The sequence below is a fragment of the Rhodococcus wratislaviensis genome, from assembly GCF_041228765.1.
GTDB lineage: Bacteria > Actinomycetota > Actinomycetes > Mycobacteriales > Mycobacteriaceae > Rhodococcus_F > Rhodococcus_F wratislaviensis.
This window is the reverse complement of the sequence record NZ_CP150488.1, coordinates 6,791,372-6,815,263: the sequence shown is the minus strand read 5'-3', so window position 1 is coordinate 6,815,263 and position 23,892 is coordinate 6,791,372. Positions and strand designations below refer to the sequence as shown.

Genomic DNA, 23,892 nt, shown 5'->3' with positions numbered 1-23,892 from the left:
CGACGAGAGGCACCGTAGGAGGAGAGACGCCGTCGTACGAGAGCAACGCCGTGGCCTGGCCCTTCGTCGCTGAGATTACTCGCCTGCAGCGCGGTCGGCATCATTTCGGCTAGCGTGATCGGAGGGGGACGTTCCGCTCGTGTATGCACGCTCCGCCGTCGTCAGGAGGAACCCCGTGGATCTCGCGTTGCGCGGCACCGTCGCCGTGGTCACCGGAGCCAGCAAGGGTATCGGGCTCGCCATCACCCGGGCGCTCGCCGCGGAAGGCGCGTTCGTGGTGGCGGGGGCGCGTTCGCCCAGCCCCGAACTGGAAGAACTCGTCCGCAGCGGAACGGTGGAGGCGGTGAGCGTCGACCTGTCGACCCCCACCGGCCCGGGCGAACTCGTCGCCGCCGCCACTGCCCGGGGCAGTCTCGGCGTCGTCGTCAACAACGTCGGCGCTGCCCACCCGAGACTGACCGGTTTCCTCGACGTGACCGACGAAGACTGGATCACGACGATGAATCTCAACCTGATGTCGGCGGTGCGAACGATCCGCGCCGCCCTGCCCACGATGATCGCGGCGGGCCGGGGTTCCATCGTGACGACCAGTTCGGTCAACAGTTTCCTGCCCGACCCCACCGTCATCGACTACTGTGCGTCCAAGGCCGCGCTCACCAACTTCTCGAAGGCTCTGTCGAAAGAGGTGGGACCGTTGGGTATTCGGGTGAACACCGTGAGTCCCGGCCCGGTGTCGACCGCTCTGTGGCTCGGCGACGACGGGGTCGCCGCCACGGTGGCGCGCGCCGCGGGCGGCGACCCGGACGCAGTGGCGGAGCGTGCCGCGAAGCAGGCGGTCACGGGCCGGTTCACCCGCCCGGACGAGGTGGCGGATCTCGTCGTGTTCCTCGCGAGCGACCGGGCGGGCAATGTGACGGGGTCCGACTTCGTGATCGACGGCGGACTCGTCACCACCCTCTGACGTCGGCGGTTACCGGCGGCCCAGCAACTTCCGCATTCCCTCGGCTGCCCCGCGCACGAGTGCGTCGCGGGGGAAACCACTGCGCTTCCGGGCCGCGTCGTAGTTGCCGCCCGCCACCCAGACCGGCCCGTCGGCGATGTGCGCGAGCCCCTCACGGGCAACGTCTTCCGGTTCGGCGACCTTCATTCCGGGAAGGTCGAAGTTCAGGCCCGCCCGGACCATCGCCGGCGTGCGGGTGACGCCCAGGACCAGTTCGACCACGTGGACGCCGAACGGCGCGAGTTCGAGCCAGAGGCTTTCCGCGAAGATCCGGCCGAACGCCTTGGACGCGGCGTAGATGCTCTGGTCCTCCGAACCCAGGTACCCGGCCAGCGAACCGACCAGCACGATGCCGCCTCGGCCACGGGTCTTCATCCTCGTGCCGAAATGCTGCGAAAGGTGCAGCTGAGAGGTGATGTTCAGGTCGATGACACGCTGGAAGCCGGCGAGGTCTCCGCTGACGAACTCGTGTCCGTAACTGTTGGCTCCGGCGTTGAAGATCAGCAACCCGACCTCGACGTCGTCGGTGGCCGTGCGGATCCGGTCGAGGGCGTCCGGATCGAGGAGATCGAGCGCGAGGGTGCGCACCAGGACGCCGTGGGTGCGGACCGTGGCCGCGGTCTCCTCGAGCGGCCCGGGCTTACGGGCGATCAGCACGAGGTTGATCCCGGCGCGGCCCAGTTCCTCGGCGAAACTCGCGCCCACACCCTCGGAGCCGCCTGCGATCACGGCCCACGGACCGTAGTGTTCGGTGTCGATCATGTTGTGTCCTTACGGAAATCGTTCAGTGGGCGACGACGGGTGTCGGAACGGGGTCGGGATCGCGCACCGGGACGACGCCCGCCTCCGCGGCCCGGGTGATCGACGCCGTCAGCGCCGAACATCCTTTCCGGGGAGCGCCGGGGCGCCCCGGCCCCGCGCTGCCGATCTCGCGGCACCGGGCGCGGGCCGCGTCGTCCCACTGAACGGAAGTGTGCTCCCAGCTGTTCTTCTGGACCAGGACGCGCGCGCCGCACTCAGTGCACTGCAGCGGTCGCATCGGCTTCGCGCGCCTTTCGTGCGAGGTTCTCTTCCACTTCGCGCTTCCACGATTCGACCGGCCGGGTGGTGTCGAGTTCGAACTCGAACCGCTCGGTCATCTGCGGGGTCACCGCATCGACGTCGACGTAGAACTGCTCGTACCAGCGGCGCAGCTGGTAGACCGGGCCGTCCTCCTCACACAGCAGCGGATTCTCGATGCGGGTCTTGTTCTTCCAGATCTCGATGTCCTGCTCGAAACCCTTCGCGATGAACGTGCCGAAATTCTTCGCCATCTCGGTGGCCGCGTCGCCGTCGAGATCCTTCGACTTCTTGACGATGATGCCGTACTGCAGCACGAACCTGTCGGCGCTGACAGGGTAGTGGCAGTTGATCAGCACGGAGTCGACCTCGTGCGTCTCGTACCGGTACGTCAGGTCGTCGACCATGAACGACGGGCCGAAATACGTCGCATCCGAGCGGCTTCCGACCATCTTGGGTTGACCCGACGCGTGCGGGCGCATGTCGTCGCGGGCCTGCCCGCGCATGAACTGGCTGGCGACGTGGCCCTCGAAGACGTTCTTGAAGTAGGTGGGGAACGAGTAGTGCACATAGAAGAAGTGCGCCATGTCGACGATGTTGTCGACCACCTCCCGGCAGTTGGTGTCGACCGTGGTCCGGTACCAGACCCAGTCCGTCCATTCGTCGTCGAGAGCGCCGTCGATGCGGGGAATCGTGACGTCCGCGGGCGGCGGATTGCCCTCCGGATCGTTCCACACGAACAACATCCCGTCCTGGTCGAGCGCGTGCCACGACCGGGTCCGGGCGAGCGGCGGAACCCGGCGCGCATATGGAATCTTCTTGCACCGGCCGTTGGCACCCCACCGCCAGTCGTGGAACGGGCACGCCACCTCGTCGCCCTTGACCGTGCCCTGGCTGAGGTCGCCGCCCATGTGCCGGCAGTAGCCGTCGAGCACGGCGAGATCGCCCGCACTGTCGGCGAAGACGACGAGCTTGGTCCCGAACGCTTCGACGGAATGCGGCTTGCCGTCCCGGAACGCCTCGGACATTCCGATGCAGTGCCATCCACGGGCGAATCGGGTGGGCGCTGCGCCCGTGTCGATTTCGCGTACCTCGACTGTCTCGGACTGTTGGGTGGTCACGATGCGTCCCGTCCTCTCCTGGGCTTGTGCGGTGCCCTGCACGCTAAGTGAGCGTGGACGGCCCGCATCGTGTGGTCCCACTGGACGGGACCGGGCGGTGGGGCGGTGTTTCCCGTTGAGCGAGACGCCTGTCCACGCACGGGTGTGATCGCCCTACCCTCCGACAGATGACGAACGAGGTCCTGAGATCGATCCGCGGCCTGCTGCCGATGATCGCGGAACGCGCGGGCAAGGTCGACGAGTCGCGGCGCGTGTCCGAACAGGTGATCCGTGAACTCGGCGACGCCGGAATGTTCAAGATGCTGCAGCCCAGGCGGTACGGCGGCACGGAAAGCAATCCGGTGCACTTCTACGAGGTGGTGCGCGCCGTGTCGGGTGTGTGCGGCTCGACGGGCTGGCTGGCGTCCGTGCTCGGGGTGCACCCGTGGCACCTGGCCCTGTTCGACGACCGGGCGCAGCGTGACGTGTGGGGCCACGACGATTCGGTGCTCGTGTCGTCCGCCTACGCACCCGTCGGGCGGCTTGTCCCCGTCGAGGGCGGGTACCGGCTGACGGGGGACTGGCATTTCTCCTCGGGCTGCGAGCACGCGTCGTGGGCACTGCTCGGCGCGATGGTGGTCGGGACCGAGGGCCGCCCGGTCGATTTCATGACCGCTCTGGTGCCGCGGTCGGACTACCGCATCCACGACGTCTGGGACGTGGTGGGGATGCGTGGCACCGCCAGCAACGAGATCAGCGCGGAGGACGTGTTCGTTCCCGACTATCGGATCAAGAGGAATTACGAGACGGCGCAACTGCGTGGACCCGGGCAGAAGGTGAACCGGGGACCGCTGTACCGGCTGCCGTTCGCCACGCTCTTCACCACCGCCGTGGCAGCCCCGGGAGTGGGTGTCGTCGCGGGATGCTACGAACGCTATCTGACGTTCATGCGGGAACGAGTGCGGCTCAGCCTCGGTGGCGGAAGATTCGTCGACGACCAGTTCGCCCAGGTCGCGGTGGCCCGGGCGTCGTCCGAGATCGACGCCGCGATCCTGCAGATGGATCGCAACGTGCGTGAACTGTGGGAACTGGCCGAGGCCGGTGAGGAACTCCCCATGGGTCTGCGGCTGCGGGTTCGCCGCGATCAGGTTCGCGCGACCGAGCGAGCCCTCGACGCGATCGACCTGCTGTTCAAGACCGCCGGCGGAAGTTCGCTGTCGCGCGGCAACGCGATCGAACGGTCGTGGCGCGACGCCCACGCGGGCAGCGTGCACGTGGCCAACGAGCCCGAACGCGCCCTCGCCCTGTTCGGCAGGGGCGCGTTCGGGCTCCCGGTGGAGGACAACCTCGTGTAGTCAGCTCCGCATGTGCTGAACTGCCCGGTAGGAGAAGACCATTGCGGTGCCGAGCGGCACTCCCGGGCCGGGATAGAACCGGCCGCTGAGCGATGCGCTGGTGTTGCCCGCCGCATACAGTCCGTCGATGGGTGTGCCGTCGGCGCGCAGGACCCGGGCGTCGGCGTCGGTCCGGACCCCGCCCTTGGTGCCGAGATCGCTGAGCACGATGCGGGCCGCGTGGAACGGGCCCTGCGACACCGGGCTCAGTGCCGGATTCGGTGGCGCGTCCGCACCCGTGCCCGGCGGGCAGAAGAAGTTGTCGTACGGGTCCTCTCCTCGGTGGAACGCCTCGTCGACGCCGTGCTTGGCGAAGTCGTTGAACTGTTCGACGGCGCGGCGCAGAGCGTCCGCGGGAACGCCGATCTCCTCCGCGAGTTCCTCGACCGTATCGGCCGAGACCCAGGTGCCCGCCGCGTGATGCTTCTCGGCGGAGATGTTCGGAATGGAGATGGCAGGCAACACGGGCCCACCCTCCTTCGAGTCGAACACGAGATACGAACTGCCGCTTCCGTGCTCGATCATCGCTCGACCGAACTGGTCGTACGGCAGGGACTCGTTGAGGTACCGCTCTCCGGACGTGTCGACGAGAATGCCGCCGCGCACGCCCACCATGAACGCGCCGGAGCCGTCCGGAAGTTCGACCCCGGGGCACCACCACGCCTCGTCGAGGAGTGCGGTGTCCGCGCCGATCTCCACCGCCGCCCGCAGGAGGTCGCCGGTGTTCGCGCCGCGCGGGCCCATGCTCCAGTCCGCCTTGCCCGGCGTTCCGTTCTCGGTGCGCAGCGCCGCGTTGCCCTCGATCCCGCCTGCCGCGAGCAGCACGCCGCGCCTCGCCCGGATTCGGACGGTCTCACCGGCGGCGTTCGTCGCCTCGACGCCGACGACCCGGCCGTCCTCGACGATCAGCGACCGCGCGGCGGTCTCGGTGCGCAGTTCCGCGTGCCCGGTGCCGTGCAGAGCCATGAGAAGACGGCCGATCAGGGCGCGGCCACCGTTCAGTGTTCCCTCCGGATGCGGTTCCCCGGCCCGGTCGACGTCGGCCTCGGGCCGGATGACCTCGCGCAGGTCCCCGACCTCGTCGCTCGGCAGGTCGAGCGGGTTGATCGCGCGACCGTAGTCCATCCGGCCGGGCGCCTTGTAGTAGTCGGGGAACGCGCGCCACTCGAATTCGATGTGGGGATCGCGTTCGAGGAGGTCGACGACCTCGGGCGCGGTGGCGACGTACGCCTCCTGACGGTCGATTTCCTCGTCACCCACCACTGCGCGCAGGTACGTGCGCGCTTTGTCCGTGGAGTCGCCGATGCCGGCGCGCTCCTGCACGGCGGTGCCCGGCAGCCACACCGCGGCGCCGGAGTATGCGGACGTGCCGCCGAACAGTGGGGTCTTCTCGAGGACGAGGGTGCGCAAACCCTGCGAAGCGGCCGTGTAGGCGCCGGTCAGCGCGCCGCCCCCCGAACCGACCACCAGCACGTCGCACTCGGTTGTCCAGTCCTGCATCGTCGTTTCCTCCGTTGATGGTCTGTGGTGACTGGCGGTCCAGTCGTGGGGTTCACGCAATCGCATCCTGGGGACCTGCGGCACGTGCGGTCCCACTCACCGGACGAAATTCGATGCTTTCCCGAACCAATGCGAGAATCGACACCGGATCCGGGGCTGTGTGCGGAGTGAAGGGGGATCGAGGGTGCCGAGAATCGCCGAAGTGCGGGACGCTGCCGAACCGAGTTCGGAGGAACAGCGGGCCCGCCACGTCCGCATGCTCGAGGCCGCGATCGAACTGGCCACCGAGAAGGAACTCGCCCGAGTCCAGATGCACGAGGTGGCCAAACGTGCCGGCGTCGCGATAGGGACGCTGTACCGGTACTTTCCGTCGAAGACGCATCTGTTCGTCGCGGTGATGGTCGACCAGATCGACCGCATGGGTGTCGGGTTCAAGAAGAGCGCACCCCCCGGTGAATCGCCGCAGGATGCGGTGTACAACGTGCTCGTCCGCGCCACCCGCGGGCTGCTGCGACGGCCCGCACTGTCCACCGCGATGATCCAGTCCACGAGCACCGCCAACGTCGCGTCCGTGCCGGATGCGGGGAAGGTCGACCGGGCCTTCCGGCAGATCATGCTGGACGCCGCCGGGATCGAACATCCGACGGAGGAAGACCTCACGGCGCTGCGCCTGCTGGTGCAGCTGTGGTTCGGCGTCATCCAGTCCTGCCTCAACGGCCGGGTCTCGATTCCCGATGCCGAGTCCGACATCCGTAAGGCGTGCGACCTGCTGCTGGTCAACCTGTCGCACCGCTGACAGCTCGCCGGCGTCGGGCCGCGTCACCGTCGACGTCGAAGTGAAATTCATTCCTGACACCTGAGCTGCGCCGAAAACTATTTTGCAAGGCAAAGGGCATTGATGTCTATTCAAAAATAGAATACATTTCAAAAATGAGCGCGGACACGTCCGCGAGCCAGAAGAACCCAAGGAGCGGAACATGGGCAACGCCGTCATCGTCGACGCGGCACGGACACCGATCGGGCGTCGGCGCGGGGCACTGTCCGGACTGCACCCGGCCGAACTGCTCGGCGCCGCACAGCGGGGTGTCCTCGAACGGGCCGGTGTCGCCCCGGCGGACATCGGGCAGGTCGTCGGCGGATGCGTCACCCAGGCCGGTGAACAGTCCAACAACGTGACCCGGCAGGCGTGGCTGCACGCGGGACTGCCGTACGCGACGGCGGCCACGTCGCTCGACTGCGCCTGCGGGTCTTCCCAGCAGGCCGTGCACGTCGTGGCGGGGCTCATCGCGTCCGGCCAGATCTCCGCCGGAATCGGGTGCGGTGTCGAGGCGATGAGCCGGGTGTTCCTCGGCCAGGCCGTCACACCGGAGACCGGCAACCCGTACCCCGGCGACTGGTCGATCGACATGGGCGACCAGTTCACGTCCGCCCAGCGGATCGCCGACCTGCGCGGACTCGGGCGCGGCGACGTCGACGCCTTCGGGCTCGAGTCACAGCGCCGCGCCGCCCAGGCCTGGGCGGAAGGACGGTTCGACCGCGAGATCGTTCCCGTCACCGCCCCCGTCGTCGACAAGTCCGGCGCACCCACCGGTGAACTCGCGGTGGTCACCCGGGACGGGGGACTGCGGGAGACGACAGCAGAGGCCCTGGCGGCCCTGAAACCCGTGATCGACGGCCACATTCACACTGCGGGCAACTCGTCCCAGATCAGCGACGGCGCCGCCGCCGTCCTGCTCATGGACGGCGGCCGTGCCCGCGAACTCGGATTGCGGCCGCGCGCGAGGATCGTCGCGTCCGGCATGGTCGGCTCCGACCCGTACTACCACCTCGACGGGCCGATCGAGTCCACGCGGATGGTCCTCGGACGCGCCGGAATGTCGTTGGGCGACATCGATCGCGTCGAGATCAACGAGGCGTTCGCGTCCGTCGTGCTGTCGTGGGCGCAGGTGCACGGGGCCGACCTGTCGAAGGTGAACGTCAACGGCGGCGCCATCGCCCTCGGACATCCGGTGGGCTCCACCGGGGCCCGGCTGATCACGACCGCCCTGTACGAACTGGAGCGCTCCGACACCTCCACCGCGTTGGTCACGATGTGCGCCGGTGGCGCACTGTCCACCGCAACCATCATCGAACGCATCTGACCCCGAACGATCGACGAGGCCGACATGACAATGGGATTGACCGAAGAAGAACGCGACCTACGCGACTCGGTGCGGGGCTGGGCCACGCGGACCGTGACCCCGGCCGTGCTCCGGGAGGCCGTCGAGGCCAAGACCGAGCGACGGCCGCTGTTCTGGAAGTCGTTGGCGGAACTGGGTGTACTGGGACTGCACCTGCCCGAGGACATGGGCGGGGCCGGGTGCGGGCTGGTCGAACTGGCAGTGGTCACCGAGGAACTGGGCCGGGTCCTGCTGCCCGGTCCCTTCCTCCCGACCGTGCTGCTCGGCGCCGTCCTGCACGAGTCGGGGCGCGCGGGTGAGCTCTCCGGGCTTGCGGACGGTTCGACCCTCGGCGCGGTGGCCCTGCAGCCGGGTTCGCTGCGGCTCGCCCGGGGCGGCGGAGTGGTGACGCTGGACGGCGAGTCCGGGTACGTCCTCGGCGGGCAGGTGGGCGACCTGTTCCTGCTCGCGGCGAGGGACGGCGACGAGACCGTCTTCGTGGCGCTCGCCCGCGACCGGCTCGACGTGACCGACCTGCCCAGCCACGACGTGGTGCGCCGCAACGCGACCGCGGCGGCGAACGGACTCGAGATCACCGAAGCCGATGTTCTGCAGATCGATTCGCAGCGCGTCCTCGATCTGGCGGCCACCTTGTTCGCCGCCGAGGCCGCGGGCGTCGCGGACTGGGCCGTGACCACCGCCGCCGACTACGCCAAGGTGCGCCACCAGTTCGGCCGCCCCATCGGCCAGTTCCAGGGCGTGAAGCACCGGGTGGCACGCATGCTCTGCCTCGCCGAACAGGCCCGCGTGTGTGCGTGGGACGCGGCCCGTGCGATGAATTTCGGGAGCAGTGCCAGGGCCGCGACGGCTGCGCCGCGCTGCAGTGCGGCGGAGGAGTCACTCGCGGCCGCGGTCGCCGGAGCCACCGCCCCCGACGCGGCGTTCTCCGTCACCAAGGACTGCATCCAGGTGCTCGGGGGCATCGGCTACACCTGGGAACACGACGCTCATCTGTACCTGCGCCGGGCGCAGTCGCTTCGGATCCTGCTCGGGTCCACCGCATCGTGGCGGCGGCGCGTTGCCCGCGCGACCCTGGGTGGCACCCGCCGGGTGCTCGGCATCGACCTGCCGCCGGACGCCGAGGACATCCGCGCCGACGTCCGCGCGGAACTCGCGGCCGCCGCCGCACTGGACGAGACGGAGTGCAGGGCGTACCTGGCCGAGAAGGGTTACACCGCACCGCACCTCCCCACACCGTGGGGCAGGGGAGCCGGCGCCGTGGAACAACTCGTGATCGCGGACGAACTGCGCGCGGCCGCGCTGAAGCCCCACGACATGATCATCGGCAACTGGGTGGTGCCCACGCTCATCGCGCACGGCAGCGAAGAACAGTGGCAGCGCTTCGTGCCGCCGTCGCTGCGCGGCGACCTCGTCTGGTGCCAGCTGTTCTCCGAACCCGGCGCCGGATCGGACCTCGCCGGCCTGAACACCAAGGCCACCAAGGTGGACGGCGGCTGGGTGCTGCAAGGGCAGAAGGTGTGGACGTCGATGGCCCGGGACGCGGACTGGGGCATCTGCCTCGCCCGCACGGATGCCTCGGCTCCCAAACACAAGGGATTGTCGTACTTCCTGATCGACATGTCGGCCAGCGACGGCCTCGACATCCGGCCACTGCGCGAGATCACCGGCGAGGCACTGTTCAACGAGGTGTTCCTCGACAACGTGTTCGTCCCGGACGAACTCCTGGTGGGCGAACCGGGCGACGGCTGGAAGCTCGCCCGGACGACCCTCGCCAACGAACGCGTGTCGCTGTCGCACGACTCCTCACTGGGTTCCGGCGGCGAGGCTCTGCTGACGCTGGCGAGCGAACTGCCCGGCGGCATCGACGACGAGCAGCTGACCGTGCTCGGCAAGGTCCTCTGCGACGCACAGTCCGGCGGCCTGATGGGGCTGCGCACCACCCTGCGATCGATCGCGGGCGGGCAACCGGGCGCCGAGTCGTCGGTCGCGAAACTGCTCGGCGTCGAACACATCCAGCAGGTGTGGGAGGTGGCGATGGACTGGGCCGGACCGCGCGCCCTGCTCGGCGACCAGCCCCGGACGTCCGGCACGCAGATGTTCCTGAACTCGCAGTGCATGTCGATCGCGGGTGGCACCACCAATGTCCAGCTCAACATCATCGGCGAACGACTGCTGGGTCTGCCGCGTGACCTCGAGCCCGGAAAGGGAGTGTGACCTGACATGCCGATCGACGTGAACGCTGCGCTGACCGCGGAACCGGCGGTGCGGGACGTGGCGTGGACCGAGCGCGACGTCATTCTCTACCACCTCGGACTCGGCGCCGGCGAGAACCCACAGGACCCCGCGGAACTGCGCTGGGTGTACGAGAAGGACTTGCAGGTGCTCCCGACGTTCGCGCTCGTCGCGGGGCAGGGAATCTCGGCCGGCGACGCACCGGCGGCCGGGCTGAACCTGCCCGGCATCGACATCGACCTGCGCAGGATCCTGCACGGCGGACAGTCGCTCACCGTGCACGCGCCCATCCCCGCCTCGGGCGGGGCCCGGGTGTCCTCGCGGGTGGCGGATGTGTGGGACAAGGGCAAGGCTGCCGTCATCGTGCTCGAACAGACGGCCACCGACTCGGGCGGGAACCCGTTGTGGACCACGGGGATGCAGATCTGGGCCCGTGATGAGGGCGGGTTCGGCGGCTCCCCGGGACCCGAGTCGGTGGCCACGGTGCCCGACCGGGAACCCGACAAGGTGCTCGTATCGCGCACCGGGACGGCGCAGGCCCTGCTGTACCGGCTCAGCGGCGACCTCAACCCGCTGCACGCGGACCCTGATTTCGCGGCCGCGGCCGGGTTCGAAAGGCCGATCCTGCACGGGCTCGCGTCGTACGGTGTGGTGTGCAAGGCCGTCGTCGACGGGATGCTGGACGGCGATCCCACACGACTGCGCCACTACGCGGTGCGGTTCGCGGGCTCGCTGTACCCGGGCGAGACCGTCGAGACCGCGGTCTGGCAGGACGGCGACCGGCTGACCCTGCGGGCGACGTGTCCCGACCGCGACGGGCAACCTGTCCTGACCCAGGCGACGATGGAGGTGAGCGGGTGAACGTCGGTACACATCCCACCCACGAGAACAGCCCGCCGGGGACGGTGCTGACGTCGCCGCCCGACGGATCTCCCGTCGACCGGGCAACCGAGGCCGCCCGCCGCGTGGTCGACGCGCTGCTCCGCACCGATCGTGGCAACGCCAACCTCGAACGTGTCGCGGAAGAGCTGAACAGCATCGCCGAGCACCTCGAGGAACACGCGCCTGCCGTCGCCGAACGGCTGATCGACATGTGGAACGGCGAGGGCGTCACCCGGCACGATCCCGTCACCGGACCCGAGAACGCGCTCGCGCCGCCCGTCGTCCTCGAGGGGCTGTCCGACGGATCGGTCCGGGGCACCGTCACACTGACCATCCCGTACCAGGGTCCGCCCGGGCACGTCCACGGCGGTGTGTCCGCGCTCCTGCTCGACCACGTCCTCGGCGTCGCCAACGCCTGGGGTGGAAAAGCCGGCATGACAGCGCAGTTGAGCACCCGCTACCACCGCCCGACGCCGCTGTTCGAACCACTCACCCTGACCGGGAAGCTGATGTCGGTCGACGGCCGCAAGATCACCACCGTCGGCGACATCCGGACCGCGGACGGCCAGGTGTGCGTCTCGGTCGAGGGACTGTTCGTCGACAAGACCGTGCCCCGCCCACGATGACACCGATCAGGAGCAGACGATGAGCAGGAACAGACAATGACGTCACCCGGCCGTTTCGAGAACAAGGTCGTCTTCGTCACCGGCGCGGCCCGCGGGCAGGGCCGCGCCGAGGCCGTCCGGTTCGCGTCCGAGGGCGCCGACGTCATCGCCATCGACGCCTGTACCGAATTCGCGTCCACGCCGTATCCCGGCGCCACCCAGGACGACCTGGCCGAGACGGTCCGGCTCGTCGAGGCGACCGGCCGGCGGATCGTCGCCGCCACCGCGGACGTGCGCGATTTCGACGGACTCTCCAGCGCCCTCGCGGGCGGCATCGAACGGCTGGGGCGCCTCGACGTCGTGATCGCGAACGCGGGCATCTGCTCGGGGGCGTTGTCGTGGGAGATTACCGCGGAGCAGTGGCAGGAGACTGTCGACGTCAACCTCACGGGAACCTTCCACACCGCGAAGGCGGCAATCCCGTACCTGATCGAACAGGGGGAGGGCGGCGCCGTCGTCTTCACCAGTTCGGTGTCCGGGCTGAAGGGAACCCCGTTCACCGGGCACTACGTCGCCACCAAGCACGGCATCACCGGGCTCGCCAAGACGATGGCGAACGAACTCGGTGAGCACCGCATCCGCGTCAACACGGTGCACCCGGCGGGCGTGGACACCGGCATGAAGGTGCGCGACCTGCACCCGCTCATCGCCCGGTACGCGTCGACGCTCGGCTCCATCTACCAGAACTCGCTGCCCTACAGCATCCTCGCGCCCGAGGACGTCGCCGCCGTCGTCGCCTGGGTCTGTTCCGACGAGGCGAAATACATCACCGGCGCGCAGATTCCCGTCGACCTCGGCAATCTCATCCGCTGAGGTTCGCAGTCTGTGTTCGCCGAATGTCACAGTGGTGCAGTGCGACTGCACCACTGTGACATTCGGCGCCCTGCTGACGGTCAGACGGTGATGTCCCGGCGGACCATCTTGCCGGTCGCGTTGCGGGGCAACAGTTCCGTGGTGATCCGCCAGCGGGTCGGGACCTTGAAATACGACAGGCGATCGGCGGCGTACTCGCGCAGCTGCGCCTCGGTGGTCGCGGCACCGGGTCGCAACACCACGACGGCCGCCACCTCCTGCCCCAGATCCTCGTGGGGCGTCCCGATCACCGCGCACTCGAGCACGTCCGGGTGTTCGTCGAGGCACTGCTCGATCTCGGTGGGGTACACGTTCTCCCCGCCGCGGAGAATCAGATCCGAGCGACGTCCGGTCAGCCGCAGGCGACCGTTCTCGACGAGTCCGTAGTCGCCGGTCCGGAGCCACCGGCCCGGGGCGATCGCCGCGGCGGTGGCGGCCTCGTCCTCCCAGTACCCGAGCATCACGAACGGGCTGCGCACGCACACCTCGCCCTCGACGCCGTCGGGCAGCCACTCCCCGTACGGGTCGCGGATCTCCATGCTCACCGTGATGATCGGACGTCCCAGAGTGCCCGGGAACTGCTCGAGTTCGGGGGCGGTGGCGACGGCGATCGCCGTACTGCACTCGGTGAGCCCGTAACTGTCCACCAGGGCGTTGCGCGCGAACGGCACCTTCTCGCGAAGGCGTTCCTTGAACGCGACCGACGACGGTGCGGACGCCAGCGAGAACGACGTGAGCGACGACAGGTCGTACTTGCCGAGGTCGTCGTGTTCCACGAGACGCGACGCCATGGTGGGCACCGCTCCCCAGTTGGTGACCCGTTCCCGCTCGACGAGACGGAGCACGGCGTCCACATCGAAACCGCCCTGGTGCATGACGACCGCGCCGCCCGTCGCCAGCCGCGGAATCACCAGATTGTGCAGGCTCGCGATGTGGAACAGGGGAGACGTCAGGAGGTAGCGAAGCGAACTCGGCACCGTCGGATCGACGGGCCGTCCACTGAATTCGCCGACCACGGCGTCGCTGAACCGGTGGTAGTCGACGACGGCCAGAATATTGCGCTGAGAGTGCAACGCTCCCTTGGGCCTGCCGCTCGTGCCGCTCGTGTAGAGGATGGCGGCGGGATCGTCCTCGTCGACGTCGGTGTGCGGCATCGGGGACCCTGCGTACCGCGCGAAGATCGCAGGCAGATCCGCCTCCATCGTCAGGACCGGAAGATCGGTGCCGACCGCGGCGAGCGTCTCCGCGCGCTTCCCGTCGGCGACCACCACGGTGGGGCGACTGTGCGTCAGCCCGTACTCGACCTCCCGCGGCACCCACCAGCCGTTCAACCCGACGCTGATGGCGCCGAGCACCTGCGTGGCCCAGAACGCGACCACCCACTCGGGGGTGTTCGCGGCCAGGATCGCCACCCGGTCACCCTTCCGGACGCCGTAGTCCTCGCGCAGCGCCGTCGCCAGGGCCGCGACCGCTGCGGCGTGCTCGGTATAGGACATCCGGCGGTCGGCGGTCACGAGGTAGTCGCGGTCGCCCCACCGGAGCGACGTGGTGAGGAGTTCGCCCACCGAGCGCCCGCGGTTCTTCATCACCGGCATCCGGGTGCCGAGTACCGGCTCCTCGACGAGCTCGAACCGGCCACCGGGTCCGGTGAGACGGGACATCACCTGATCCAGGTGCAACTGTGGATCTGTAGGGGCAGTCATCGGGGCGACCTTTCGTCCTCGGGCACTCGTACCGACACAAGATGGCACGCCGTGACGGGCGCCCGGACGTGGTTACCACTCAGCGAGACTGCCGCGATCCGTGACATCCCGGCGCCGTTACGTTCGACAGCGAATCGCAGCTGGAGGAACTCATATGACGATAGATCTCGACCCGCCCACAGTGAAGGTCGATCCGCTCGCCCCGGCCACACTCGGCCCGATCACCCTGCGCAATCGCGTGATCAAGGCAGCGACGTACGAGGGCCTGAGCCCGAGGGGGCTGGTCACCGACGAGCTCATCGAATTCCATCGGCAGCCCGCTGCCGGAGGCGTGGGCATGACGACCGTCGCGTACTGCGCGGTCGCCGCGGACGGCCGTACGTCGCCCGGCCAGATCCAGTGGACCGACGAGGCGATGCCGGGCCTGCGGAAGTTGACCGACGCCATCCACGCCGAGGGTGCGGCAGTGTCTGCGCAGATCGGCCACGCGGGACCGGTCGCGGCCGCGAAGTACATCGGATCCCCGGCCCTGGGTCCGTCCCGCGCGTTCCGGATGACCACTCAGAACTTCTCCAAGCCGGCCTCCACGGCAGATATCGCCCGGATCGTCGAGGCACACGCCGACGCGGCTCGCCGCGCGGTGGAGGCGGGATTCGATGCCGTGGAGATCCATTTCGGCCACAACTACCTGATCAGCTCGTTCCTCAGCCCGAAGGTCAACAAGCGCACGGACGAGTACGGCGGATCCCTGGCGAACCGCGCCCGGTTCGCGCTCGACACCGCCCGCGCCGTGCGCGACGCGGTGGGGGACAGGATCGCGATCCTCGCCAAGCTGAATATGGACGACGGTGTGCCCGGGGGCTTCTGGGTGGACGAGGCCATCCAGGTGGCGCAATGGCTCGAACGGGACGGTTCGCTGGACGCGCTCGAGCTCACCGCGGGCAGTTCGCTGCTGAACCCGATGTACCTGTTCAAGGGCGACGCGCCGCTCCGTGAGTTCGCCGCCGTCATGCCGCAACCGACGAAACTGGGAATCCGGTTGGTCGGCAAGCACTTCCTGAAGGAATACCCCTACCGCGACGCCTACCTCCTCGAGGACGCCCGCCAGATCAGGGCGGCCGTGACGATGCCGCTCGTCCTACTCGGTGGCATCACCGGCAAGGCGACCATGGACCTGGCGATGGCGGAAGGCTTCCAGTTCGTGGCCGTCGCACGGGCCCTCCTGCGGGAACCCGACCTCGTCAACCGGATCACGGAGGAGACCCACAACCCCGGTCTGTGCATTCACTGCAACAAATGCATGACGGCGATCTACGGTGGCACCCACTGTGTGCTCCGCGTGCCGTGAGCGTGCACACCGTGTCGACAGGAGAGATGGAGTTGGAACGCACCACGATCGCCCGGATGCTGCTCGACCGGCTGGGTGACGACAGGCTGGGAGTCCGTACCCGGGACCAGGATTGGACCTGGGACGAGACGGTGCGCGAGAGCGCGGCCCGCGGCGCCGTCGCGTCCTCGCTGCGGCGCGACGGACCGTTCCACGTCGGTGTCCTGCTCGAGAACACCCCCGAGTTCCTGTTCTGGCTGGGCGGCGCGGCGCTCGCCGGGGCCACCGTCGTCGGCATCAATCCGACCCGTCGCGGGGCGGAACTCGAGGCCGAGATCCGGTACGTCGACTGTCAGCTGATCGTCACGGACACCGCCGGGAAGGCGCAGCTCGCCGGTCTCGACCTCGGGCTGTCCGACGACCGGTTCCTGCTGGTCGACGAACCGGGCTACACCGAACTCGTCGCGTCCCACGCGGTGGAGTGTCCGGTCGAGGAGCCCGGGATCGACGCGTCGACGCTGTTCCTTCTGCTGTTCACATCCGGCACCACCGGCGCGTCGAAGGCGGTGCGGTGCAGCCAGGGCCGGCTCGCCCGGCTGGCGTACGCGAACACCGCCAAATACGGGCACGTGCGCGACGACGTCGACTACTGCTGCATGCCGCTGTTCCACGGCAACGCGTTGATGGCGCTGTGGGCGCCCGCCCTCGCCAACGGCGCCACCGTCTGCCTGCCGCGCAAATTCTCCGCCTCCGGATTCCTGCCCGACGTCCGGTTCTTCGGCGCCACGTTCTTCACCTACGTCGGCAAGGCGCTGGCGTATCTGATGGCCACACCGGAGCGACCCGACGACCGTGACAACACGCTCGTCCGCGGTTTCGGGACCGAGGCGTCCCCGGAAGACAAGACCGAATTCGTCCGCCGGTTCGGCGCCGAACTGTACGAAGGGTACGGCTCGAGTGAGGGTGCCGGTTCGGTGACGCTCGACCCCGACGCCCCCGAGGGCGCGCTCGGCAGGCCCGCGAACGAGAACATCCTCATCGTCGACCCCGACACCCGAGCGGAGAAGGCCCGGGCGCGGCTCGACGAGCACGGACGCGTGCTCAACCCGGACGAGGCGATCGGCGAGATGGTCGACAAGGCCGGCGCGGCGCGGTTCGAGGGCTACTACAAGAACGAGGACGCGATCGCGGACCGCATCCGGCACGGCTGGTACTGGACGGGCGACCTCGGGTACGTCGACGAGGCCGGCTTCATCTACTTCGCCGGCCGGAAGGGCGACTGGATCCGCGTGGACGGGGAGAACACCTCGGCGCTGATGGTGGAGCGGATCTTGCGGCGACACCCGAAAGTGGTCGCCACCGGCGTGTACGCCGTCCCCGACCCGCGGTCGGGCGATCAGGTGATGGCGGCCGTCGAGGTGTCCGACCCCACCGATTTCGATCCGGCGGAGTTCGCCGTGTTCCTCGGTAGCCAGGACGACCTGGGCACGAAAGCTGCACCGAGATTCGTCCGGGTGTCGACGGACCTGCCGGTGACGGGATCGAACAAGGTCCTCAAACGCACGCTGCAGGAGCAGCGCTGGCGTTGCGGCGATCCGGTCTTCCGGTGGGTGGGACGTGGTGTTCCGGAGTACCACGAGATGACCGAGAGTGAGAAGGCCGCGCTGGAGCAGGAGTTCCACACGCACGGCCGGCAACGATTCCTGCAGGTGTGACGGTGAGGGTGACATGAAACTGGGTGTGGTGATTCCCGTCGAGCTGGGACGGGCGGGCGAGCCCGAGTGGATACTCGAATTCGCGAGGGCTGCCGAATCACTCGGATTCGACGAGATCTCGGCCGTCGAGCATTCGGTCGTCATCGCGGACACGGCGAGTGCCTATCCGTACTCGCCCACCGGGAAGTCGCACCTACCCGACGACTGCAGCCTGCCGGACCCGCTGGAACTGCTGTCGTTCGTCGCCGGCGCCACGACGACCCTGGGTCTCGCGACAGGCGTGCTGGTCCTGCCCAACCACCACCCCGTGGTGCTGGCGAAACGCCTCGCCACCCTGGACCGGCTGTCCGCGGGGCGCCTCCGTATCTGCCTCGGTCTCGGCTGGATGCGCGAGGAGATCGAGGCCTGCGGCGGCGACTTCGACCGGCGCGGCGCTGTCTCCGACGAGGCGATCGCGGTGATGCGGGCGCTGTGGTCGGGCACCACCGCCGTCGACTTCGCGGGCGAACACTTCTCCTTCCGCGGCGCCCAGAGCTGGCCCAAACCCCACCGGGATTCGGGAGTGCCGCTCTACATCGGCGGACACAGCCCGGCGGCCGCACGGCGGGCCGGGCGGCTGGGCGACGGCTTCCAGCCGCTCGGCCTGGCCGGCGACGACCTGGACCTTGCGATCGCCCGGATGCGGGCGGCGGCAGCGGACGCCGGCCGCGATCCCGCCGACGTCGACCTCGTGCTGGGTGCCACGCTGCCGCGGCTGGACGAGGCCAAACTCGACCGGTCCCGGGAACTGGGCGCGAATCGGCTCGTCCTGTCGGTGTCCCGGCACGCGCACTCGCTCGACGAGGTCATCGACGAGATGGCAGCCTGCTCCGCCCGGTTGGGACTCAGTCCGGCACGGTGACCGGCACGTCCTCGCTGAAGTCGACGATCAGTTCGCGCCGGGAGAACTGCCAGCCGGTGTCGCCGAGCACGTACCGGTCGTGGTAGCGCAGTGCGATCCGATTGTCGCGGAATCCGTTTCGGCCGGCATAGACATGGTGCGCCGTGCAGTACGTCTCACCCGACGCGCTCGACCCGTCCACGTCGATCACCTGCTGGTGCACGACGTGCCGGGTGGACTGCAGATGCGAGACCGCGTCCACGACGGCGGACGCGAGCACGTCACTGCCGCGGAGTTCCGTTGCCGCGCCGGTGCCCGTCAACGCAGGCGGGAGGACGAACGTCCCGTCGGAGTCGAACAACGCCGCGAGCGTTGCCGCCTCGCGCCGGTCGACGGCCCGCGCATAGCGGGCGGTGAGTTCGGTGAGAGCGAATCCGGTGGCCATTCCACCATTCCAGCGGACATCCGGCCTCGGCGACAGCCGCCTCCCGCTGACCGAGACATCGGCAGTGCGGTGTGGGAGTGCTGGTTAGCGTCCAGAACACACGTGGCGACAGCCACGCACAGGCTTGAGGAGAACGCCGATGGATGTGAGGGAATCGCCCGGGCAACGGGAACTCCGGCGGGAGTTGCGCGCCTACTTCGCGGCGCTGCTGCCGGAGGAGACGCGGCGGATCGCGGGTGAGCAAGGTGTGGGCGGAGAGCATTTCCGCGACATCGTGCGGCTGCTGGGCAAGGACGGCTGGCTGGGTGTCGGCTGGCCGGTGGAGTACGGCGGGCAGGGACGGTCGATCGAAGACCAGTTCGTGTTCTTCGACGAGGTGCAACGGGCCGGACTGCCGTTCCCGTTCGTCACCGTCAACACCGTCGGCCCCACCCTGATGAAGTACGGCACCGAGGAGCAGAAGGCGCGGTTCCTTCCCGGCATCCTGGCCGGCGACATCGTCTTCGCCATCGGCTACACCGAACCGGAAGCCGGCACCGACCTCGCCTCGCTGCAGACCCGGGCCGTTCGCGACGGAGATGCGTGGGTGGTCGACGGCAACAAAATCTTCACCAGTGGCGCCAACACAGCCGACTACGTGTGGCTGGCGTGCCGCACCGATGCGGACGCACCCAAGCACAAGGGCATCTCGATCCTCATCGTGCCCACCGATGATCCCGGTTTCAGCTGGTCGCCGATCCACACCGTGGGCGGGCTGACGGTCACGTCGACCTACTACAGCGGAATCCGGGTCGGCGATCAGGACGTCGTGGGCGACGTCGACGGCGGGTGGCAGCTGATCACCGCCCAGCTCAATCACGAACGCATCGGGCTCGCGGCGCTCGGCGGACGCACGCTCGGCCTGTGGCAGCAGGTCCTCGACTGGGCCAGGCAGAACGGTGCACTCGACATCCCGTGGGTGCAGATGGACTTCGCGCGCACTCACGCGAAACTCGAGGCGATGCGACTGCTGAACTGGAAGATGACCGCCGCGGTCGCGCGGGATGCGTTGTCGGGAGCCGACGCCGGTGCCACCAAGACGTACGGCACCGAAACCCACGTCGACGTCTACCGCACTCTGCTCGGGATCCTCGGCGCCGCCGGACGGCTGCGTCCGGGCTCACCCGGCGCGATCCTCGCCGGCCAGATCGAACAGATCTCCCGTCAAAGTGTGGTGAACACGTTCGGCGGCGGCGTCAACGAGGTGCTCCGCGACATGGTCGGCACTCTCGGCCTCGGACTCGTCCGCGAGAAGAGGGTGAAATGAGCGAACTCCTCACCCGGCTGCGCGCGTTCGAGGGACGGACGATCGTCCCGGCCACCTGGGGCCCCGACCCCGTGAACACTCCGATGATCCGGCACTGGGTCGAGGCGATGGGTGACACGAGCCCCGTCTACCTCGACGACGACGCCGCGCACGCCACCGGCCGCGGCGGCGCCGTGGCACCCGCCCAGATGCTGCAGGTGTGGACGATGCGCACGTACGCCGACAAGATGTCCGGCGCCGACCCGTCACCCGTCTGGACGGAGTTGATCGCCACATTCGACGAGGCGGGATTCACGTCCGTCGTCGCCACCGATTCCGACCAGGAGTTCTTCGCCGAACTGCGCCCCGGCGACCGGGTGAGCACGACCGAAGTGGTCGAGTCCGTGTCCGCGGAGAAACAGACAGGTCTCGGCGCCGGACATTTCGTCACCACCCTCAAGACATACCGCAACGGCGGCGGCGAGATCGTCGGCACCCAGCGGTGGCGGACACTCCGCTTCCGGCCCGCCGAGCGTCCGGCTCCGCGCGCACTGCGCCCGCGGCCCGCCATCGACCACGACAACGCCTTCTGGTTCGCGGCCGCACGCGAGCACCGCCTCGTCATCCAGCGGTGCGCGAGCTGCGGGGTGCTGCGGCACCCGACCGGACCGATGTGCGGGGAGTGCCGCTCCACCGAGTGGGACACCGTCGACGCGTCGGGGCGGGGCACCGTCTACACGTTCGTCGTCAATCACCACCCGAAGATCGACGCCTTCGACTACCCACTGATCGTCGCGGTGATCGAACTCGAGGAGGGCACCCGCCTGATCGCCAACATGACGGGTGTCGAACCCGAACACGTGCACATCGGAATGCCGGTGGAACTGGTCTGGATCGACGCCGACCCGGAACTGACGCTTCCCGCATTCCGGCCCACCCCATTGGAGGACCACTGATGGATTTCACCTTCAGCGAGGAGCAGGAGGCGGTGCGCGGACTGGCCGCGGACGTGTTCGCTGCCACGTCGCGACCCGAGCGGATCAAGGACGTCGAGTCGACCGCCGACCGGATCGACCGGAAACTGTGGCGTGAACTGGCCACGACCGGGCTGCTCGGCATCTCCCTGCCCGAGAACCTCGGTGGCGGCGGCATGGGACTCGCCGAACTGTGCGTCCTGTTCGAGGAGCAGGGCCGGACCGTGGCGCCGGTTCCGTTGTGGCCGCACGTGCTCGGTGCGCTCGCGATCACCGAGTTCGGGACGCCGGACCAGCGCGGCGCGCTGGTTCCCGCCGCGGCCGACGGCAGCCTGATCCTCACGGTCGGACTCGAGGAGTTCGGGCCGTACGTCGCCGGCGAACCGGCGACGACGGCACGCGAGGTGGACGGCCGGTGGCAGGTGCACGGCGCCAAGGCCGCGGTGCCGGTGGCGCATCTCGCCGAACGCCTCCTCGTCTCCGCGACGACCGGCAGCGGTCCGGCGCTGTTCCTGGTGCACCCCGGCGCCGCGGGAGTGACCGTGCAGCAGGCGGAGTCGACCACCCACGAGATCTGCGCGAACGTCACGTTCGACGCGGCCCCCGCGGAACCGGTCGGCCCGGCGGACGGTACCGCGGTGCGGTGGCTGCTCGAACGGGCGGAACTGGCACTCGCCGCGCTGCAACTGGGCGTGGGGGAAGGCGCGGTCGGCCAGGCCGTGACGTACCTCAACGGACGCACCCAGTTCGGCCGCCCGCTCGCGACGTTCCAGGCCGTCACCCATCAGCTCGCGGACTGCTACATCGACCTCGAGGCCATGAGGGTGACGCTGTGGCAGGCCGTCTGGCTCCTCGCGAGCGGGGAAGATCCGGGAACCGCTGTGCTGGTCGCGAAATGGTGGGCGACCGACGGCGGCCAGCGGGTCGTTCACCGCACGCAGCACGTACACGGCGGAATCGGCGTCGACACCGACTACCCGGTGCACCGGCACCTCCTGTGGGGCAAACAGCTCGCCGCCACACTCGGCGGCGCCGGCTCCGACCTGGCACGCCTGGGCGCGCAGCTGGCGGCCGGGGTCGAGGTGGTCGCATGACCGCGACCGTCGGCGCCACGGGCTACGAGACCGTCACGATCGGCGATCGGCTGCCCGAGTTGGTGATTCCGCTGACGCGCACCCTGATCGTCGCCACCGCCCTCGCCACCCGCGACTTCCAGGACGTGCACCACGACCCGGCACTCGCGGTGGAACGGGGATCGACGGACGTGTTCATGAACATCCTCACCACCAACGGGCTGGTGGGGCGATTCGTCACCGACTGGGCAGGCCCGCACGCGTCCCTGCGGCGGATCGCGGTGCGGCTCGGTGCCCCCAACTACCCCGGCGACGAGATGACCCTGACCGGTGAGGTGGTCGCGAAGGACGACGGTCTCGTCACCGTGAAGATCCGCGGCGCGAACAGCCTCGGTGATCACGCCACCGGCACCGTCGTCGTCGCCTGGCCTGCACGAGGAGACCTGTGATCAGCCCCCTGTCGGGCGCCGCCGCCATCGTCGGCATCGGCGCCACCGAATTCTCCAAGCACTCGGGACGAAGTGAACTGCAACTGGCGTGCGAGGCGATCGTCGCGGCACTCGCCGACGCGGGCATCGACCCGTCCGAGGTCGACGGACTGTCCACGTACACCGCCGAGACGAACGGGGAGGTGCTCGTCGCCCGCAACACGGGCATCGGCGAGCTGAAGTTCTTCTCCCGCATCGGTTACGGCGGCGGCGCCGCGTGCGCCACGGTCCAGCAGGCGGCGATGGCCGTCGCCACGGGCATCGCGGACGTCGTCGTCTGTTACCGCGCGTTCAACGAACGATCCGGTGTGCGTTACGGACTCGGGCAGCACGACCGCCCGATGGACAGCACCGCGGACCGGGCGGCATACGCCTGGCTGACCCCGCAGGGACTGTCGACGCCCGCCCAGTGGGTGGCGATGTTCGCCCGCCGGTACATGCATCGGTACGGCGCCACGAGCGAGGACTTCGGCCGGGTCGCGGTCGTCGCACGCAAGCACGCCGCCGACAACCCCGCTGCCTGGTTTCACGGGCGGCCCATCACCCTCGACGACCACCAGAAGTCGCGGTGGATCGCCGAACCGCTGCACCTACTGGACTGCTGCCAGGAAACCGACGGCGGCCAGGCCCTCGTCGTCGTCTCCGCCGAACGCGCCAGGGACCTCCGCGCCACCCCGGCGATCGTCAAGGCCGCCGCGCAGGGCTCCGGCAAGGACCAGCACATGATGGCCAGCTACTACCGGCCCGACATCACCGGAATACCCGAAATGGGCGTCGTGGGCAGGCAACTCTACGGGCAGAGCGGTCTCGCCCCTGACGACATCTCGGCGGCGATCCTCTACGACCACTTCACCCCGCTCGTCCTCCCGCAACTCGAGGAACTCGGGTTCTGCGACCCCGGCGAGGCGAAGGATTTCATCCGGGACGGCAACCTCGAGGTCGGCGGCCGCCTCCCGGCCAACACCCACGGCGGCCAGATCGGCGAGGCCTATCTGCACGGCGTCAACGGCATCGCCGAGGCAGTTCGCCTGATCCGCGGAACGTCGACGACACAACCGGACGGCATCGGCAACGTGCTGGTGACCGCGGGCACCGCCGTGCCCACCAGCGGCCTGATCCTGGGCAGAGAGGACTGATC

22 protein-coding genes are annotated in these 23,892 nt (G+C 69.0%); 16 read left to right on the top strand and 6 right to left on the bottom strand.

What is annotated here, in order from left to right; all coding sequences use genetic code 11:
• Nucleotides 1-175 precede the first annotated feature (175 nt).
• Nucleotides 176-961 (top strand): SDR family NAD(P)-dependent oxidoreductase, encoded by a 786-nt coding sequence (locus WKC72_RS31450; protein ID WP_128639287.1) that lies wholly within the window; start codon nucleotides 176-178, stop codon nucleotides 959-961.
• A gap of 9 nt (nucleotides 962-970) precedes the next feature.
• On the opposite strand, the gene WKC72_RS31445 is transcribed toward WKC72_RS31450, so the two are convergent.
• Genes WKC72_RS31445 through WKC72_RS31435 form a run of 3 tightly spaced genes read right to left on the bottom strand, consistent with a single transcriptional unit; the run spans nucleotide 971 to nucleotide 3,180 of the window.
• Nucleotides 971-1,762 carry an SDR family oxidoreductase gene (locus tag WKC72_RS31445; protein ID WP_037231421.1) on the bottom strand — a complete coding sequence of 264 codons (792 nt, stop codon included), beginning with the start codon at nucleotides 1,760-1,762 and terminating at the stop codon, nucleotides 971-973.
• A gap of 22 nt (nucleotides 1,763-1,784) precedes the next feature.
• Nucleotides 1,785-2,039, bottom strand: coding sequence for a hypothetical protein (locus WKC72_RS31440; RefSeq protein WP_128639285.1), 255 nt, complete (start codon nucleotides 2,037-2,039; stop codon nucleotides 1,785-1,787).
• Complete coding sequence (locus tag WKC72_RS31435) at nucleotides 2,017-3,180, bottom strand: Rieske 2Fe-2S domain-containing protein (protein WP_128639284.1); 1,164 nt, start codon at nucleotides 3,178-3,180, stop codon at nucleotides 2,017-2,019. Before WKC72_RS31435 ends, WKC72_RS31440 begins: the two co-directional genes overlap by 23 nt.
• A gap of 167 nt (nucleotides 3,181-3,347) precedes the next feature.
• Here WKC72_RS31435 and hsaA point away from each other — a divergent pair, with 167 nt between their 5' ends.
• Nucleotides 3,348-4,514, top strand: coding sequence for a 3-hydroxy-9,10-secoandrosta-1,3,5(10)-triene-9,17-dione monooxygenase oxygenase subunit (gene hsaA, locus WKC72_RS31430; protein ID WP_370180716.1), 1,167 nt, complete (start codon nucleotides 3,348-3,350; stop codon nucleotides 4,512-4,514).
• Here hsaA and WKC72_RS31425 read toward each other — a convergent pair whose 3' ends face one another.
• Complete coding sequence (locus tag WKC72_RS31425; protein WP_370180715.1) at nucleotides 4,515-6,053, bottom strand: FAD-dependent oxidoreductase; 1,539 nt, start codon at nucleotides 6,051-6,053, stop codon at nucleotides 4,515-4,517.
• 184 nt (nucleotides 6,054-6,237) lie between these two features.
• Here WKC72_RS31425 and WKC72_RS31420 point away from each other — a divergent pair, with 184 nt between their 5' ends.
• The 6 genes from WKC72_RS31420 to WKC72_RS31395 all read left to right on the top strand — a co-directional run bounded on the left by WKC72_RS31420 (nucleotide 6,238) and on the right by WKC72_RS31395 (nucleotide 12,825).
• Entirely contained in the window at nucleotides 6,238-6,849 is a 612-nt protein-coding gene (locus WKC72_RS31420; RefSeq protein ID WP_037231430.1) for a TetR family transcriptional regulator, read from the top strand.
• A 181-nt stretch (nucleotides 6,850-7,030) separates the two neighbouring features.
• A complete protein-coding gene (locus WKC72_RS31415) occupies nucleotides 7,031-8,194 on the top strand; it encodes a steroid 3-ketoacyl-CoA thiolase (RefSeq protein ID WP_037231433.1) in 1,164 nt (387 codons plus the stop codon).
• 24 nt (nucleotides 8,195-8,218) lie between these two features.
• Nucleotides 8,219-10,447 carry an acyl-CoA dehydrogenase gene (locus tag WKC72_RS31410; RefSeq protein WP_370180714.1) on the top strand — a complete coding sequence of 743 codons (2,229 nt, stop codon included), beginning with the start codon at nucleotides 8,219-8,221 and terminating at the stop codon, nucleotides 10,445-10,447.
• A 6-nt stretch (nucleotides 10,448-10,453) separates the two neighbouring features.
• A complete protein-coding gene (locus tag WKC72_RS31405; RefSeq protein ID WP_370180713.1) occupies nucleotides 10,454-11,326 on the top strand; it encodes a MaoC/PaaZ C-terminal domain-containing protein in 873 nt (290 codons plus the stop codon).
• Nucleotides 11,323-11,973: a PaaI family thioesterase gene (locus WKC72_RS31400; RefSeq protein ID WP_037231440.1), complete on the top strand. Its 651-nt coding sequence runs from the start codon at nucleotides 11,323-11,325 to the stop codon at nucleotides 11,971-11,973. Before WKC72_RS31405 ends, WKC72_RS31400 begins: the two co-directional genes overlap by 4 nt.
• A gap of 36 nt (nucleotides 11,974-12,009) precedes the next feature.
• A complete protein-coding gene (locus tag WKC72_RS31395; protein WP_037231441.1) occupies nucleotides 12,010-12,825 on the top strand; it encodes a mycofactocin-coupled SDR family oxidoreductase in 816 nt (271 codons plus the stop codon).
• Between the two features lie 80 nt (nucleotides 12,826-12,905).
• On the opposite strand, the gene WKC72_RS31390 is transcribed toward WKC72_RS31395, so the two are convergent.
• On the bottom strand, nucleotides 12,906-14,567 hold the full coding sequence (locus WKC72_RS31390) for a class I adenylate-forming enzyme family protein (RefSeq protein WP_370180712.1): 1,662 nt from the start codon (nucleotides 14,565-14,567) through the stop codon (nucleotides 12,906-12,908).
• Nucleotides 14,568-14,721: 154 nt separating this feature from the next.
• Here WKC72_RS31390 and WKC72_RS31385 point away from each other — a divergent pair, with 154 nt between their 5' ends.
• The 3 genes from WKC72_RS31385 to WKC72_RS31375 are packed head-to-tail and all read left to right on the top strand — an operon-like array spanning nucleotide 14,722 to nucleotide 18,510.
• Nucleotides 14,722-15,915 carry an NADH:flavin oxidoreductase gene (locus WKC72_RS31385; protein WP_370180711.1) on the top strand — a complete coding sequence of 398 codons (1,194 nt, stop codon included), beginning with the start codon at nucleotides 14,722-14,724 and terminating at the stop codon, nucleotides 15,913-15,915.
• A 26-nt stretch (nucleotides 15,916-15,941) separates the two neighbouring features.
• Nucleotides 15,942-17,609 (top strand): AMP-binding protein, encoded by a 1,668-nt coding sequence (locus WKC72_RS31380; RefSeq protein WP_370184595.1) that lies wholly within the window; start codon nucleotides 15,942-15,944, stop codon nucleotides 17,607-17,609.
• Between the two features lie 13 nt (nucleotides 17,610-17,622).
• Nucleotides 17,623-18,510: an LLM class F420-dependent oxidoreductase gene (locus WKC72_RS31375; RefSeq protein ID WP_370180710.1), complete on the top strand. Its 888-nt coding sequence runs from the start codon at nucleotides 17,623-17,625 to the stop codon at nucleotides 18,508-18,510.
• Here WKC72_RS31375 and WKC72_RS31370 read toward each other — a convergent pair.
• A complete protein-coding gene (locus WKC72_RS31370; protein WP_370180709.1) occupies nucleotides 18,494-18,934 on the bottom strand; it encodes a nuclear transport factor 2 family protein in 441 nt (146 codons plus the stop codon). The two genes, WKC72_RS31375 and WKC72_RS31370, sit on opposite strands and share 17 nt — an antisense overlap.
• Nucleotides 18,935-19,073: 139 nt before the next feature.
• On the opposite strand from WKC72_RS31370, the gene WKC72_RS31365 reads away from it, so the two are divergent.
• The 5 genes from WKC72_RS31365 to WKC72_RS31345 are packed head-to-tail and all read left to right on the top strand — an operon-like array spanning nucleotide 19,074 to nucleotide 23,890.
• The gene (locus WKC72_RS31365; RefSeq protein WP_370180708.1) at nucleotides 19,074-20,240 is read left to right on the top strand and encodes an acyl-CoA dehydrogenase family protein; all 1,167 of its coding nucleotides are present in this window, start codon (nucleotides 19,074-19,076) and stop codon (nucleotides 20,238-20,240) included.
• The gene (locus WKC72_RS31360) at nucleotides 20,237-21,175 is read left to right on the top strand and encodes a bifunctional MaoC family dehydratase N-terminal/OB-fold nucleic acid binding domain-containing protein (RefSeq protein WP_112299073.1); all 939 of its coding nucleotides are present in this window, start codon (nucleotides 20,237-20,239) and stop codon (nucleotides 21,173-21,175) included. The genes WKC72_RS31365 and WKC72_RS31360 overlap by 4 nt, the downstream gene beginning before the upstream one ends.
• Nucleotides 21,175-22,287, top strand: coding sequence for an acyl-CoA dehydrogenase family protein (locus WKC72_RS31355; protein ID WP_370180707.1), 1,113 nt, complete (start codon nucleotides 21,175-21,177; stop codon nucleotides 22,285-22,287). Before WKC72_RS31360 ends, WKC72_RS31355 begins: the two co-directional genes overlap by 1 nt.
• Entirely contained in the window at nucleotides 22,284-22,715 is a 432-nt protein-coding gene (locus tag WKC72_RS31350) for a MaoC family dehydratase (RefSeq protein WP_037231458.1), read from the top strand. Before WKC72_RS31355 ends, WKC72_RS31350 begins: the two co-directional genes overlap by 4 nt.
• On the top strand, nucleotides 22,712-23,890 hold the full coding sequence (locus WKC72_RS31345; RefSeq protein WP_037231459.1) for a lipid-transfer protein: 1,179 nt from the start codon (nucleotides 22,712-22,714) through the stop codon (nucleotides 23,888-23,890). The genes WKC72_RS31350 and WKC72_RS31345 overlap by 4 nt, the downstream gene beginning before the upstream one ends.
• Nucleotides 23,891-23,892: the final 2 nt, after the last annotated feature.